Raw genomic sequence first — 13,359 nt, forward strand, 5'->3', positions numbered from 1 at the left:
TACATACAGAGGCGGCGTAACAGCATAACCAGAGGGCAGTCTATGAATAGCTCAACCAATGCAGCAAAACGCTGGTGGTACATCATGCCAATCGTGTTTATCACGTACAGCCTGGCGTATCTCGACCGCGCGAACTTCAGCTTCGCCTCCGCCGCAGGCATTAACGAGGATCTTGGCATTACCAAAGGGATCTCTTCCCTGCTGGGTGCCCTGTTTTTCCTCGGCTATTTCTTTTTCCAGATCCCAGGCGCAATTTACGCCGAGCGCCGCAGCGTACGAAAACTCATTTTTATCTGCCTGATCCTGTGGGGGGGGTGCGCCTCGCTGACCGGAATGGTCAGTAACATCCCCATGCTTGCCGCCATCCGTTTTATTCTTGGCGTCGTAGAAGCCGCCGTCATGCCCGCGATGCTGATTTATATCAGCAACTGGTTTACCAAATCCGAGCGTTCACGCGCCAACACCTTCCTGATCCTCGGTAACCCGGTCACCGTGCTGTGGATGTCCGTCGTTTCGGGTTATTTGATTCAGGCGCTCGGCTGGCGTGAAATGTTCATCATCGAAGGCTTTCCGGCCGTCATCTGGGCGTTCTGCTGGTGGGTGCTGGTCAAAGACAAACCTTCCCAGGTGGGCTGGCTGACGGAGTCCGAAAAAAGCGCGCTGCAGGCACAGCTGGAACAAGAGCAGCAGGGAATTAAAGCCGTGCGTAACTATGGTGAGGCCTTCCGCTCACGCAATGTGATCCTGCTGTGTATGCAGTATTTTACCTGGAGTATCGGCGTTTACGGTTTTGTGTTGTGGCTGCCGTCAATTATCCGCAGCGGCGGCGCGAATCTCGGCATGGTAGAAGTGGGCTGGCTTTCATCGGTCCCGTATCTGGCCGCCACCATCGCGATGATTTTGGCCTCATGGGCTTCCGACAAACTGCAAAATCGTAAGCTGTTTGTCTGGCCGCTGTTACTGATCGCCGCGTGTGCCTTTATTGGCTCCTGGGCCGTTGGCGCTGACCACTTCTGGATGTCTTACACCCTGCTGGTGATAGCCGGTGCGGCGATGTACGCCCCGTATGGTCCCTTCTTCGCCATCATTCCTGAAATGCTGCCGCGTAACGTCGCCGGGGGCGCCATGGCGCTGATTAACAGTATGGGCGCGCTGGGCTCATTCTTTGGTTCCTGGTTTGTTGGCTACCTCAATGGCACCACCGGCAGCCCATCCGCCTCGTACATTTTTATGGGGGTGGCGCTTTTTGTCTCAGTGTGGCTAACTTTAATTGTTAAGCCTGCTAATAATCAGCAACTACCCATTGGCGCACGCCACGCTTAAATTTTAACTTACGGAGATTCGCATGAAGCCGTCCATTATTCTCTACAAAGCGTTACCTGACGATTTACTGCAGCGCCTGGAAGCACATTTTTCGGTGACTCAAGTGCTTAACCTGCGCCCGGAAACGGTCGCACAGCACGCGCAGGCCTTCGCCAGTGCGGAAGGTCTGCTGGGCTCCAGCGAAACCGTCAATAGCGCCCTGCTGGAGAACATGCCCAGACTGCGCGCAACCTCAACGATCTCCGTAGGTTATGACAATTTCGACGTCGAGGCGCTTAACGCCCGTAATGTCTTACTGATGCACACCCCAACCGTACTGACCGAAACCGTGGCGGATACGATAATGGCACTGGTGTTAAGCACGGCTCGCCGCGTAGTCGAGGTGGCTGAACGCGTGAAAGTAGGTGAATGGACCAAGAGCATCGGGCCGGATTGGTTCGGCACCGATGTACATCACAAAACGTTAGGGATTGTCGGTATGGGCCGCATCGGCCTCGCACTGGCACAACGCGCCCATTTCGGCTTTGGCATGCCCATTCTCTACAATGCACGCCGCCAGCATAAGGAAGCGGAAGAGCGCTTCAACGCGCGCTACTGCAATCTGGATACGCTGTTACAGGAATCGGATTTTGTCTGTCTGATCCTGCCGCTAACGGATGAGACTCACCATCTGTTTGGCGCCGCGCAGTTCGCCAAAATGAAGTCCTCCGCCATTTTCATCAACGCTGGACGTGGCCCAGTCGTGGACGAAACCGCACTGATTGCCGCCCTGCAAAGCGGGGAAATTCATGCCGCCGGCCTGGATGTGTTTGAACAAGAACCGCTGCCGGTAGACTCTCCGCTGCTGTCGTTACCAAACGTGGTGGCGCTACCGCATATTGGTTCGGCAACCCATGAAACCCGCTACAACATGGCAGCCTGTGCGGTAGATAACTTAATTGATGCGCTGCAAGGGAACGTCGAGAAAAACTGTGTGAATCCACAGGTGGCAGGATAAAAAAATGCCGGGTGGCGCTACTGCGTACCCGGCATTCTGTATACCATTATTCCCTGAATTACTGGGCTGCGTTCACCGCAGCAGTCCAGGCTTGATTAAATGCCTGATGCTGGGCTGCCAGCGGGCCAATCAGCGTGTTGTACTGACTTGCCTGTTGTGAGGTCGGGAACTGGATACCGTTCGCCACAAAGCTCACCTGCGTATCCTGCTGCGCGATAAAATCACCCACCTGTACCAGTTGCTGCGTAAAGATCTGCGCGGCAGGAATCAGCGGCTGTAGTGCCTCTGACGGAGCCGTCACGACTTTGCTGTAGACCTGATCAAAGACAGGTTTCAGGTCGTCGCTTTGCTTCAGTGCACCGCGCGCAGCATCAGCCTGCAGCTTCGCATTCTGCAGCTGTTGCCCTAACACGCCCAGCGCACCATTTGCCTGACGCAGCGGTTCACGCTGAGTCACGTAATCCTGAGGAACACGGATGGCATTTACGCTATCCACAACCGGGCGCAGACCGGAGTCCATCGCCTGATTCACCTGCTGTGAATAACCATAAAGAATCGCGTAATCGGAGACAAACGGGCCAAACTGTTTTTTCTGATCGGCGGTCAGCGTCGGTAAACGCTCTCCGCTACGCATTGCAGTATTCTGCAGGAAATCGACAAACGCTTTGCGTTGATCGCCTTCTTTATCAAAACACCCACTCAGGCCAACTACCATTAAGAGCGCCAAAACAGGCGCAAACCAGCGAGAGCAGGACTTACCTGTCGCCATTTTAATACTCCTTCACCCAAAAATGCGCACAACGACACCCGCGTGCCTGACGATGACAAGGATAGTCCAGGTCAGCCCCGCAAGATACCTTTTCCGCGTAATCTTGTCGGGGAAAATACCCGTTTCGGTGGCCCTGCGTTTTGCTGAACAATGCGCCATCAGCCGAATGGTGTAAAAATTTTGTCATCTTTACAAATGAGTTTGGCCGAGAGGAGATCCCGACCGTTATCAGATCGTTAGCAAACTACAGGTCGGCCACCGCGATCCGCTGAAACGCGCCCACCGCGCGCCCCCCACGCCCGGCGTCTTTTTTTGCGACTATTCTTAATGAGCTTCGATGAAATTCACGATCCCGCTGTGTGATTTTAGGAGTCCTCAATGGAATATAAAGATCCTATGCTTGAACTGCTTAGCAGTCTGGAACAGATTGTTTTTAAAGATGTATCGCAGACCGTCACCTTGACGCAAAAAGCCAACCCGTTTACCGAATTTGAACAGCTACGACGAGGGACGGGTTTAAAAACAGATGATTTTGCCCGAGTAATGGGCGTAACGGTGGCGATGGTTCATGAGTGGGAGTCTAAACGCATAAAGCCTTCCAGTACCGAATTGAAATTGATGCGCCTGATTCAGGCCGACCCGAGATTAAGTAAGCAGTTGATGGATTGATGTTTTTTCTTGTTTTTCTTCAGGACGGTCCTGTAAATGGACCGTCCTACCACCGGCTCCAGCAACAAAAAAGAAAATAGTAGTTGCATCCTCCGGCGTAAAATGAGTTAATGCACTCAACGGTTTGACGTACAGACCATTACAGCAGTTTAGTAAGGCAAGTCCCTTCAAGAGTTATCATTGATACCCTTCGTAGTGAGCATTTTCCTTTACTGTTAAAAAATCTGTAAAGCACGCCATATCGCCGAAAGGCACACTTATTTTTTAAAAGGTAATACACTATGTCCGGTAAAATGACTGGTATCGTAAAATGGTTCAACGCTGATAAAGGCTTCGGTTTCATCACTCCTGACGATGGCTCAAAAGACGTGTTCGTACACTTCTCTGCTATCCAGAACGAAGGCTACAAATCTCTGGACGAAGGTCAGAAAGTTTCCTTCACCATCGAAAGCGGCGCTAAAGGCCCGGCAGCTGGCAACGTAACCAGCCTGTAAGCTTAAAAAGCTCAAAATTCTGGATCCCTGCCAAACGGCGGGGATTTTTTTTATCTGTTTTTTGCAATAAATTTCCCCAGCGTTCTTCTTTGCATTACTTTACCCACCGCACCTTTGACCTTTCCCTAAGGGTAAGCTTTATAGTACGTCGGCATGTATTCCACAATTTTCACAAGGAATTGAAGCTATGTCGAAATCCTCATTGCTGCTGTTACTCGGTTTACTCACGACCAGCTCCGTATTCGCGGCGACCCCGGAATCAACCTTTCTGGCGCAACATGGGCTAAGCGGGAAATCCGTCGAGCAAATTGTCGATGCCATTGACCAGTCGCCTCAGAGTCGACCACTGCCCTATTCTGCCTCCATCACCAGCACCGAACTAAAGCTCTCCTCCGGTGAGCAGGTTTATACGCTGCCGCTCGGTGACAAGTTCTATCTCTCCTTTGCCCCGTACGAATGGCAAACGCACCCCTGCTTTAACCACAGCCTTTCTGGCTGCAAGGGAGAAATGCCTGAGAAGACCTTTGATGTCAAAGTGACGGATAGTAAGGGTGACGTCGTGGTGCAGAAAGCAATGACCAGCTACCGCAATGGTTTTATCGGCGTATGGCTGCCGCGCAATATGGAAGGCACGATTGAAGTGAGCTACAACGGCAAAAAAGCGTCTCACGCCATCAAGACGATGAATGACAGCCAGACCTGTCTGACGGAATTGCAGCTGCGCTAGCGACATAAAAAAATGCCGGATGGCGCAATGCTTATCCGGCCTACTGGTGTTTATCTTGTAGGCCGGATAAGGCGGAGCCGCCATCCGGCATTTTCTAAGTCAGCTCAGGACCGTTACTGCAGCAGCGAAATATCCGCCACGCGCAGGAACAGCTCACGCAGTTTTTCGAGCATGGTGAGACGGTTGATACGTAAATCCTTATCTTCCACCATAACCATTACTTTCTCGAAGAACGCATCAACCGGTTCGCGCAGTTCGGCCAGTTCAACCAGCGCTTCCTGATAGCGACCCTCAGCAAACGCAGGCTCCAGCTTGTCACGCAGTACTACAACCTTCATCGCCAGCGTAATTTCTTCCGGCTCTTTCAGCGTTGCTGCATTCACACGGTCGTTCAGCGGCTCTGTCGTTTTCGCGAGGATGTTAGAAACACGTTTGTTGGCTGCAGCCAGCGCAGACGCGGCTTCCAGCGTACGGAAGTGCGAAACCGCCTTCATACGTGCGTCGAAATCAGCCGGACGCGTCGGACGACGCGCCAGCACCGCCTGAATGGTATCAACGGTGTAGCCTTCGTCCTGATACCAGGCACGGAAGCGGCCCAGCATAAAGTCGATGACATCATCCACTACGTTCGCGTTGGACAGCTTGTCACCGTACAGACGTACCGCTTCTTCGGTCAGCGTTTGTAGATCGAGGTTCAGGTTCTTCTCAACGATGATACGCAGCACGCCCAGCGCAGCACGACGCAGTGCAAACGGGTCTTTGTCACCTTTTGGATGCTGACCAATACCGAAGATACCCGCCAGGGTGTCCATTTTATCGGCAATGGCTACCGCACAGGCCACCGGGTTAGACGGCAGGTCATCACCGGCAAAGCGTGGCTGATATTGCTCGTTCAGCGCTACCGCTACATCTTCCGCTTCACCATCATGACGTGCGTAGTGCATGCCCATCACGCCCTGGGTGTCGGTGAACTCGAAGACCATGTTGGTCATCAGGTCACACTTGGACAGCAGGCCCGCGCGGGTGGCATGGTTGACGTCAGCGCCAATCTGTTCGGCAATCCAGCCCGCCAGCGCCTGAATACGATCCGTCTTGTCGCGCAGAGTACCCAGTTGCTGTTGGAACAGCACGGTTTGCAGACGTGGCAGATGATCTTCCAGACGTTTTTTGCGGTCAGTATTGAAGAAGAATTCGGCATCCGCCAGACGCGGACGAACCACTTTTTCGTTACCGGAAATAATCTGCATCGGATCTTTCGATTCGATGTTAGCGACGAAGATAAAGTTCGGCAGCAGTTTGCCGTCGTTCGCGTACACCGGGAAGTACTTCTGGTCACCTTTCATGGTGTGAACCAGCGCTTCAGACGGTACCGCGAGGAATTTTTCTTCGAACTTCGCCGTCAGCACCACCGGCCATTCAACCAGAGACGCGACTTCTTCCAGCAGGCTTTCGCTCAGGTCAGCGTTACCGCCAATCTTACGCGCCGCCTCTTCGGCATCGGCCTTGATTTTTGCCTTACGCTCGGCGTAATCGGCAATGACTTTGCCGCGCTGGCGCAGGATTTCAGGATACTGGTCGGCATTGTCGATGGTGAATTCAGGCTCGCCCATAAAGCGGTGGCCGCGGATCACGCGATCGGACTGAATACCCAGAATCGTTGCCGGGATGACTTTGTCGCCCAGCAGCAGCGTGACGGTATGAACCGGGCGCACGAAATGGACGTCAGACGCGCCCCAGCGCATCAGTTTCGGGATCGGCAGCTTAGCCAGTGACGTGGCAATCATGTTTGGCAGCAGCGTTTCTGCGCTTTCGCCTTTCACATGCGCACGGTACAGCAGCCATTCACCTTTGTCGGTGGTCAGTCGTTCAGCCTGATCAACGGTGATACCGCAACCGCGCGCCCAACCTTCTGCCGCTTTGCTCGGTTTACCTTCCGCGTCAAACGCCTGGGCAATCGCCGGGCCGCGCTTTTCTACTTCACGGTCAGGTTGCGATTCAGCAAGGGCAGCCACTTTCAGCGCCAGACGACGCGGCGCAGCAAACCACTCTACGTTGCCGTGTGCGAGGCCAGCATTGTCCAGCTCCGCAGTGAAGTTCGCAGCGAAGGACTCAGCCAGGCTGCGCAATGCTTTTGGTGGCAGCTCTTCAGTGCCGATTTCCACCAGAAAAGTTTTCTCAGACATGGCCGCCTCTTATTTGTCTTTGTTGCACATCGGGAAGCCAAGGGCTTCACGGGAAGCATAGTAAGCTTCTGCCACTGCTTTGGTCAGGGTGCGAATGCGCAGAATATAACGCTGACGCTCGGTGACGGAGATGGCTTTACGCGCATCCAGCAGGTTGAAGCTATGGGCGGCTTTCAGAATACGTTCGTAAGCAGGCAGCGGCAGTGGGTTTTCCAGCGCCAGCAGCTGCTGGGCTTCTTTCTCATACTGCTCGAAGCAGGTGAACAGGAAGTCCACGTCAGCGTATTCAAAGTTGTAAGTCGACTGCTCGACTTCGTTCTGATGGAACACATCGCCGTAAGTGGTTTTACCCAGCGGGCCGTCGCTCCAGACCAGGTCGTAAACGCTGTCTACGCCCTGAATGTACATCGCCAGACGTTCCAGACCGTAAGTGATTTCTCCGGTCACAGGCTTACATTCCAGACCACCAACCTGCTGGAAGTAGGTGAACTGCGTCACTTCCATGCCGTTCAGCCACACTTCCCAACCCAGACCCCAGGCACCCAGCGTTGGGTTTTCCCAGTTATCTTCCACGAAACGGATGTCGTGAATGGTTGGATCCATACCCAGCTCTTTCAGCGAACCAAGGTACAGCTCCTGAATGTTGTCCGGGGACGGCTTAATGACGACCTGGAACTGATAGTAATGCTGTAAGCGGTTCGGGTTTTCGCCATAGCGACCGTCGGTCGGACGACGAGAAGGCTGCACATAAGCAGTCGCCATCGGCTCCGGCCCCAGCGCGCGCAGGCAGGTCATTGGGTGAGAAGTCCCCGCGCCGACTTCCATGTCCAATGGTTGAACAATGGTGCAGCCCTGGCGAGCCCAGTAATCCTGTAAGGTCAGGATCAAGCCCTGGAAGGTCCTGGTATCAAACTTTTGCATATTATTTCGTGCTGGATACGTGTGGATTTAAAGGAAGCGATCAGTATACCCGCTGGCTGCAAGATATACAGTACGAAACGGGAAAAAGGAGGAACTTAGCGCATGGAAAGGTGCAAAAACTGCCCGTCTGCGTCAAATGAGCAGACAAAACTCTCTTTACGGAAGGTAGAACCACGCATCTCATAGCTGCCCTGGAACTGTTCGAAGCCGGTTACGTCTATTTTCTGCGTCCCGGTGTTATAACGTTCAGCCGCTTCATTTTTGCATAATGCTTCCATATCCAGCGAACGTGAAGAGCTCACTTTGGCCTTTTGCGCTTTCTGAGTCGGTGCCGGCGGCTGTGGGTCCGCGCATCCTGCCAGCAGGAGGGCAGCCATCGCGGGAAAGAAATACTTCATCATCATTTTATTACCCTCTGATTTGCGGGTCAGTCTTATTATTATTACTGTCTGGAAACGGATCCTATTTTGAGAATCTCATCGGACCATCACAAGCTTTAGCGTAAAAACTCAGATTATTCCAGTGAGATACATCCGCGAAATGCCAGTCAGACTTTTTTTAATGGAAACAGAGGAACTGATGCAGCCCAAAATTTTCTGGATTGATAACCTGCGCGGGATTGCCTGTTTAATGGTGGTTATGATCCATACCACCACCTGGTACATCACCAATGCGCACAGCGTCAGCCCGTTAACCTGGGATCTTGCCAATGTGCTCAATTCAGCTTCACGCGTCAGCGTACCGCTGTTTTTCATGATTTCAGGCTTTCTTTTCTTTGGCGAGCGCAGCGCCCAGCCGCGACATTTTCTCCGTATTGCGCTCTGCGTTCTGTTTTATAGCGCCGTCGCACTGGCCTACATCTCACTGTTCACCTCAATTAACGCCGAGCTGTCTTTGAAAAATCTGCTGCAAAAACCGGTGTTCTATCACCTGTGGTTTTTCTTCGCCATCGCCGTCATCTACCTGGTCTCACCGCTGATTCAGGTGAAAAATATTAGCGGAAAAATGCTGCTGGCGCTGATGGTGGTGCTTGGCATCCTTGCTAATCCCAACACCGTCTCGCTAAAAATGGGGGGCGTTGAGTGGCTGCCCATCAACCTGTACATCAGCGGCGACACGGTCTATTACATCCTGTACGGCTTGCTGGGCAGGGCGATTGGCATGATAAATACGCAAAAACGGGCGCTCACCTGGGTCTGTGCGGCACTGTGTATCACCGCCGTCTTTGTTATCTCTCGCGGAACCTTATACGAGCTCCGCTGGCGAGGGAATTTCGCCGACACCTGGTATCTCTACTGCGGCCCAGCCGTATTTATTTGCGCAGTCTCGCTGCTGACGCTGGTCAAAAACACCCTCAGCGCACGCACTATCCCCTTACTGGGCCTGATTTCCCGCCACTCACTGGGTATCTATGGTTTCCACGCGTTGATCATTCATGCGCTGCGCACTAACGGTATCGAGCTTAAGAACTGGCCGCCGCTGGATATGCTGTGGATTTTCAGCGCCACGCTGGCGGGTAGCCTGCTACTTTCGATTCTGCTGCAACGCATCGATATTCGCAGACTGGTGAGTTAACATTCCCCCGTCGTTACTCTTTTAGCGGGCGCATCAGCATAATTTGCCCCGCTAAACACACGAAGAATGCTGCCGGGTATAGCCCTATTTCGAGAAGCGTTAACGGGGCATTCAACACCCCCACCAGCAGTAATCCTACCGTTATCAATGCCACCATCTGACATGTGCGGGCAAAGCGCTCATCATTCTGATTACGGTTTTCAGCACGCTGATAAGCGTACGTCACGAACATCCCCGTCATCAGGACACCCAGAAAGTATCCTTTCCCGTTCAACAAAGGACATGCGCGCCATAAACCAATAACGTAAATGAGTGCACCCGAAAGGAATAATAGCCATGCCATGAACCTTGTAGTCTTCATTGGGATCTCCTTATCCATTACGGATACAATATGAATAACCCACCAAAGACAACACAGAAAAATAACACTAAGTTATATTTTCAGAATAGATTCATACATGCAAATTATTAATTTCAAAAATACATAGACTGTAGATATCCCCTCCGTTTAGCAGAGGGGGAAATACGATCATGACATCAGCGGCAGCAATTGCTGATAGAGACGACGGAAGGTTTCGCGACGCTGCAAATAAAGCGCATGGCGATCTGCGTCAGGATAATGCGCCTGTTCCAGCGCCAGTTGAGGCAGCAGGTCAGATAATGGCTTATCAGTATTCATGGCAATTTGTGCCAAACGTGCCGCACCCAAAGCAGGACCAACATCACCGCCGGTACGGTAATCCAACTGCAGCCCACTGATATCAGACAGCATCTGGCGCCAATATTCGCTGCGAGCGCCGCCGCCAATGAGCGTAATGCTGGCCGGTTTAACGCCACAGACATGCACCACATCCATACCATCTGCCAGCGCGAACCCCACACCTTCCAGCACTGCTTTCGCCAGTTCTTTCGACCCATGCTGATGTGTCAGACCAAAAAAGACGCCTTTCGCCTGCGGATTATTATGCGGCGTACGTTCACCCGACAGGTACGGCAAAAACCAGACGGGTTCAGCCTGCTCATCCGCCTGTTGTGCCGCAGCTATCAGCTCAGGAACGCTGTTCAGCCCGGTTAATTTTGCCGCCCAGTCCAGGCAGGACGCCGCACTGAGCATAACGGACATCAGATGCCATCTTTCAGGTAAGGCATGACAAAAACTGTGTACTGCGCTTTCTGGTTTACTGAGGAATCCGTCGCTTACCGCAAAGTAAACACCGGACGTGCCCAGCGAGAGCATCGCCTGACCGGCATTCATCATACCGACGCCAACAGCACCAGCCGCATTATCGCCGCCGCCCGCTACCACTGGGATCTCGGACATACCCCAGGCTTGCGCGACCGCAGGCAACAGCGTACCGGTAATCTCGCTGCCTTCAAACAGCGCAGGCATATGCGCACGGGTCAGGTGACAAGCTGCCAGCATGACGTCGCTCCAGTCGCGCTTCGCGACGTCCAGCCACATCGTACCGGCGGCATCAGACATATCGCTGGCGAATTCCCCGGTCATACGCAAACGCAGGTAATCTTTCGGCAGCAGGACTTTATCAACCTGGCGGAAAATCTCCGGTTCATGGCGCTGAACCCACAGCAATTTGGGTGCCGTAAAACCCGGCATCATCAGATTACCGGTGATGCCGCGAGACTCTGGAACCTGGTTTTCCAGTATCTCGCACTCTTGTGCGCAGCGTCCGTCATTCCACAGGATCGCCGGGCGCAATACCTTCTGCTGATTATCAAGTAGCGTCGCACCGTGCATTTGACCGGCAATCCCCAGCGCCTTCACCTCACTGAGTGAATGTTGCTGAGCCAGTGCTTTGACGGCGCGATCCGTTGCCAGCCACCACTGTTCAGGATCCTGCTCCGACCATAGCGGATGAGGACGCGAAACCGTGAGCTTCTCCGTCTGCGAGGCCACAACATCACCCTGCTCATCCAGCAGTATGGCCTTTACGCCTGATGTGCCCAGATCTATCCCGATATACATAGGCTATCGTTCCTTAAAGAAATGCCCGGAAGCGCAAAGCTATCCGGGCTGACAAACGTTCTTAACGATCCGTTATTTGTCGAACAAATAATGGTTTACCAGATTTTCCAGCTGTTCCTGATGACCGCTCTGATGCACCGGCGCCAGATTATGTTGTTCAGCGTACTGCGCAATTTCGGTCAGCGTCATCTGGCCCTTCAGAATTTGCTGGCCCAGCTCACCATTCCAACCGGCATAACGTTTGGCAACGCGCTGATCCAGGCCGCCATCTTCAATCATGCGAGCTGCGATTTTCAGCGACAGCGCCATGGTGTCCATCGCCCCAATATGACCATAGAACAGATCGTATTTATCGGTGCTCTGGCGACGTACTTTGGCATCAAAGTTCAGGCCACCGGTGGTGAAGCCGCCCGCTTTCAGGATTTCGTACATCACCAGCGCGTTTTCTTCCACGCTGTTCGGGAACTGATCGGTGTCCCAGCCCAGCTGCGCATCGCCACGGTTGGCATCGACAGAACCAAAAAGACCCAGCGCGATCGCGGTGGCGATCTCGTGATGGAATGAGTGACCGGCCAGCGTGGCGTGGTTGGCTTCGATATTCAGTTTGATCTCTTTTTCCAGGCCGAACTGTTTCAGGAAGCCGTAAACAGTCGCTGCATCGTAGTCGTACTGATGTTTGGTCGGCTCCTGCGGCTTCGGTTCGATAAGCAAGGTACCCTGAAAACCGGTTTTGTGTTTGTGCTCAACCACCAGTTGCATGAAACGGCCAATCTGCTCGCGTTCCTGACGCAGATCGGTATTAAGCAGGGTTTCATAGCCTTCACGACCGCCCCACAGAACATAGTTCTCGCCGCCTAATTTATGCGTGGCATCCATGGCAGTCACCACCTGAGTGGCCGCCCAGCTGAACACTTCCGGGTCAGGGTTGGTGGCCGCACCGGCGCCGTAACGCGGGTTAGTAAAGCAGTTTGCCGTGCCCCACAGCAGCTTCACGCCGCTTTGTTCCTGCTTGGCACCCAGCACATCAACCATCTGCGCGAAGTTGTTTTTGTACTCTTTAAGCGAAGCACCTTCCGGTGAGACATCCACATCATGGAAGCAGTAGTAAGGCACGTTCAGCTTGTGGAAAAACTCAAACGCGACATCCGCTTTGCGTTTAGCCAGCGCCAGCGCTTCACCAGGCTGCTGCCATGGGCGGTCAAAGGCCCCCATACCGAACATATCTGCACCATTCCAGCAGAAAGTGTGCCAGTAGCAGGCGGCAAAACGCAGGTGATCTTCCATACGCTTACCTAACACTTTCTCATCAGGATTGTAATGGCGAAATGCGAGCGGGTTAGTGGATTTTGTCCCTTCAAAACGAACACGATCGAGTTGGTCAAAATAAGCCTGCATAATAAGCTCCATAATCAGGTAATACGGCAAGTAAACTGCGATGCAGCCATACTGGAATTTCCTGATTTTTTGCTCAATTACGTTATTTCACACCGCTATTAAGAGAATACCCAAATGTGCGCTGGCTCCCAAAAAAACGCGCAAAATATAGAAATAAAAAGACGATCGGGATCGAGTCCTGATGAATAAACAAAAAACCGTAATCCGCGGATAAGATATGACAATTGCCTTCCCGCTTAGGGTGTGTGAGTTTTGCGTAGCGCTACGCAAATCAAAAATTTGTCACACATGATCAGGCAGCATTATCCACGGTTTTGGTAGT

At 52.9% G+C, this 13,359-nt stretch carries 13 protein-coding genes; 6 read left to right on the forward strand and 7 right to left on the reverse strand.

The window, feature by feature from the left end; translation table 11 throughout:
- The first annotated feature begins 42 nt into the window (after window positions 1–42).
- Both QNN86_RS10050 and ghrB read left to right on the forward strand, forming a co-directional pair.
- The gene (locus QNN86_RS10050; protein WP_181618326.1) at window positions 43–1,323 is read left to right on the forward strand and encodes an MFS transporter; all 1,281 of its coding nucleotides are present in this window, start codon (window positions 43–45) and stop codon (window positions 1,321–1,323) included.
- A 22-nt stretch (window positions 1,324–1,345) separates the two neighbouring features.
- Complete coding sequence (gene ghrB / locus QNN86_RS10055) at window positions 1,346–2,320, forward strand: glyoxylate/hydroxypyruvate reductase GhrB (protein WP_414211029.1); 975 nt, start codon at window positions 1,346–1,348, stop codon at window positions 2,318–2,320.
- Between the two features lie 58 nt (window positions 2,321–2,378).
- On the opposite strand, the gene QNN86_RS10060 is transcribed toward ghrB, so the two are convergent.
- Window positions 2,379–3,089 carry a DUF3053 domain-containing protein gene (locus QNN86_RS10060; protein ID WP_181618324.1) on the reverse strand — a complete coding sequence of 237 codons (711 nt, stop codon included), beginning with the start codon at window positions 3,087–3,089 and terminating at the stop codon, window positions 2,379–2,381.
- Between the two features lie 378 nt (window positions 3,090–3,467).
- Between QNN86_RS10060 and QNN86_RS10065 the strand changes: the two genes are divergently transcribed.
- From QNN86_RS10065 to cueP, 3 genes are all read left to right on the forward strand, one after another.
- Window positions 3,468–3,758, forward strand: a complete 291-nt coding sequence (locus tag QNN86_RS10065; protein WP_182270754.1) for an HTH-type transcriptional regulator — start codon at window positions 3,468–3,470, stop codon at window positions 3,756–3,758.
- A 281-nt stretch (window positions 3,759–4,039) separates the two neighbouring features.
- Window positions 4,040–4,252, forward strand: a complete 213-nt coding sequence (gene cspA / locus QNN86_RS10070; RefSeq protein WP_004126446.1) for an RNA chaperone/antiterminator CspA — start codon at window positions 4,040–4,042, stop codon at window positions 4,250–4,252.
- Between the two features lie 187 nt (window positions 4,253–4,439).
- Window positions 4,440–4,979 (forward strand): copper-binding periplasmic metallochaperone CueP, encoded by a 540-nt coding sequence (gene cueP, locus QNN86_RS10075; protein ID WP_182270753.1) that lies wholly within the window; start codon window positions 4,440–4,442, stop codon window positions 4,977–4,979.
- A gap of 113 nt (window positions 4,980–5,092) precedes the next feature.
- Here cueP and glyS read toward each other — a convergent pair whose 3' ends face one another.
- The 3 genes from glyS to QNN86_RS10090 all read right to left on the reverse strand — a co-directional run bounded on the left by glyS (window position 5,093) and on the right by QNN86_RS10090 (window position 8,487).
- Window positions 5,093–7,162 (reverse strand): glycine--tRNA ligase subunit beta, encoded by a 2,070-nt coding sequence (gene glyS / locus QNN86_RS10080; protein WP_115257201.1) that lies wholly within the window; start codon window positions 7,160–7,162, stop codon window positions 5,093–5,095.
- 9 nt (window positions 7,163–7,171) lie between these two features.
- On the reverse strand, window positions 7,172–8,083 hold the full coding sequence (glyQ, locus tag QNN86_RS10085; protein WP_001168551.1) for a glycine--tRNA ligase subunit alpha: 912 nt from the start codon (window positions 8,081–8,083) through the stop codon (window positions 7,172–7,174).
- Between the two features lie 95 nt (window positions 8,084–8,178).
- Window positions 8,179–8,487: a YsaB family lipoprotein gene (locus tag QNN86_RS10090; protein ID WP_115257200.1), complete on the reverse strand. Its 309-nt coding sequence runs from the start codon at window positions 8,485–8,487 to the stop codon at window positions 8,179–8,181.
- 175 nt (window positions 8,488–8,662) lie between these two features.
- On the opposite strand from QNN86_RS10090, the gene QNN86_RS10095 reads away from it, so the two are divergent.
- Window positions 8,663–9,658: an acyltransferase gene (locus QNN86_RS10095; RefSeq protein WP_182270751.1), complete on the forward strand. Its 996-nt coding sequence runs from the start codon at window positions 8,663–8,665 to the stop codon at window positions 9,656–9,658.
- 13 nt (window positions 9,659–9,671) lie between these two features.
- Here the strand turns inward: QNN86_RS10095 and yiaB are convergent, their stop codons facing one another.
- From yiaB to xylA, 3 genes are all read right to left on the reverse strand, one after another.
- Window positions 9,672–10,019, reverse strand: coding sequence for an inner membrane protein YiaB (yiaB, locus tag QNN86_RS10100; protein WP_182270750.1), 348 nt, complete (start codon window positions 10,017–10,019; stop codon window positions 9,672–9,674).
- A gap of 168 nt (window positions 10,020–10,187) precedes the next feature.
- Window positions 10,188–11,642 carry a xylulokinase gene (gene xylB / locus QNN86_RS10105; RefSeq protein WP_414211030.1) on the reverse strand — a complete coding sequence of 485 codons (1,455 nt, stop codon included), beginning with the start codon at window positions 11,640–11,642 and terminating at the stop codon, window positions 10,188–10,190.
- Window positions 11,643–11,714: 72 nt separating this feature from the next.
- Entirely contained in the window at window positions 11,715–13,037 is a 1,323-nt protein-coding gene (xylA, locus tag QNN86_RS10110) for a xylose isomerase (RefSeq protein ID WP_096759139.1), read from the reverse strand.
- Window positions 13,038–13,359: the final 322 nt, after the last annotated feature.

This window comes from Citrobacter sp. C348 (assembly GCF_047467975.1).
GTDB lineage: Bacteria > Pseudomonadota > Gammaproteobacteria > Enterobacterales > Enterobacteriaceae > Citrobacter > Citrobacter gillenii.

Coding starts and splice junctions, on each gene's coding strand:
- QNN86_RS10095 (WP_182270751.1), top strand. CDS start 8,663: ATGCAGCCCAAAATTTTCTGGATTGATAACCTGCGCGGGATTGCCTGT.
- QNN86_RS10050 (WP_181618326.1), top strand. CDS start 43: ATGAATAGCTCAACCAATGCAGCAAAACGCTGGTGGTACATCATGCCA.
- QNN86_RS10090 (WP_115257200.1), bottom strand. CDS start 8,487: ATGATGATGAAGTATTTCTTTCCCGCGATGGCTGCCCTCCTGCTGGCA.
- glyS (WP_115257201.1), bottom strand. CDS start 7,162: ATGTCTGAGAAAACTTTTCTGGTGGAAATCGGCACTGAAGAGCTGCCA.
- xylB (WP_414211030.1), bottom strand. CDS start 11,642: ATGTATATCGGGATAGATCTGGGCACATCAGGCGTAAAGGCCATACTG.
- xylA (WP_096759139.1), bottom strand. CDS start 13,037: ATGCAGGCTTATTTTGACCAACTCGATCGTGTTCGTTTTGAAGGGACA.
- QNN86_RS10060 (WP_181618324.1), bottom strand. CDS start 3,089: ATGGCGACAGGTAAGTCCTGCTCTCGCTGGTTTGCGCCTGTTTTGGCG.
- QNN86_RS10065 (WP_182270754.1), top strand. CDS start 3,468: ATGGAATATAAAGATCCTATGCTTGAACTGCTTAGCAGTCTGGAACAG.
- glyQ (WP_001168551.1), bottom strand. CDS start 8,083: ATGCAAAAGTTTGATACCAGGACCTTCCAGGGCTTGATCCTGACCTTA.
- cspA (WP_004126446.1), top strand. CDS start 4,040: ATGTCCGGTAAAATGACTGGTATCGTAAAATGGTTCAACGCTGATAAA.
- cueP (WP_182270753.1), top strand. CDS start 4,440: ATGTCGAAATCCTCATTGCTGCTGTTACTCGGTTTACTCACGACCAGC.
- yiaB (WP_182270750.1), bottom strand. CDS start 10,019: ATGAAGACTACAAGGTTCATGGCATGGCTATTATTCCTTTCGGGTGCA.
- ghrB (WP_414211029.1), top strand. CDS start 1,346: ATGAAGCCGTCCATTATTCTCTACAAAGCGTTACCTGACGATTTACTG.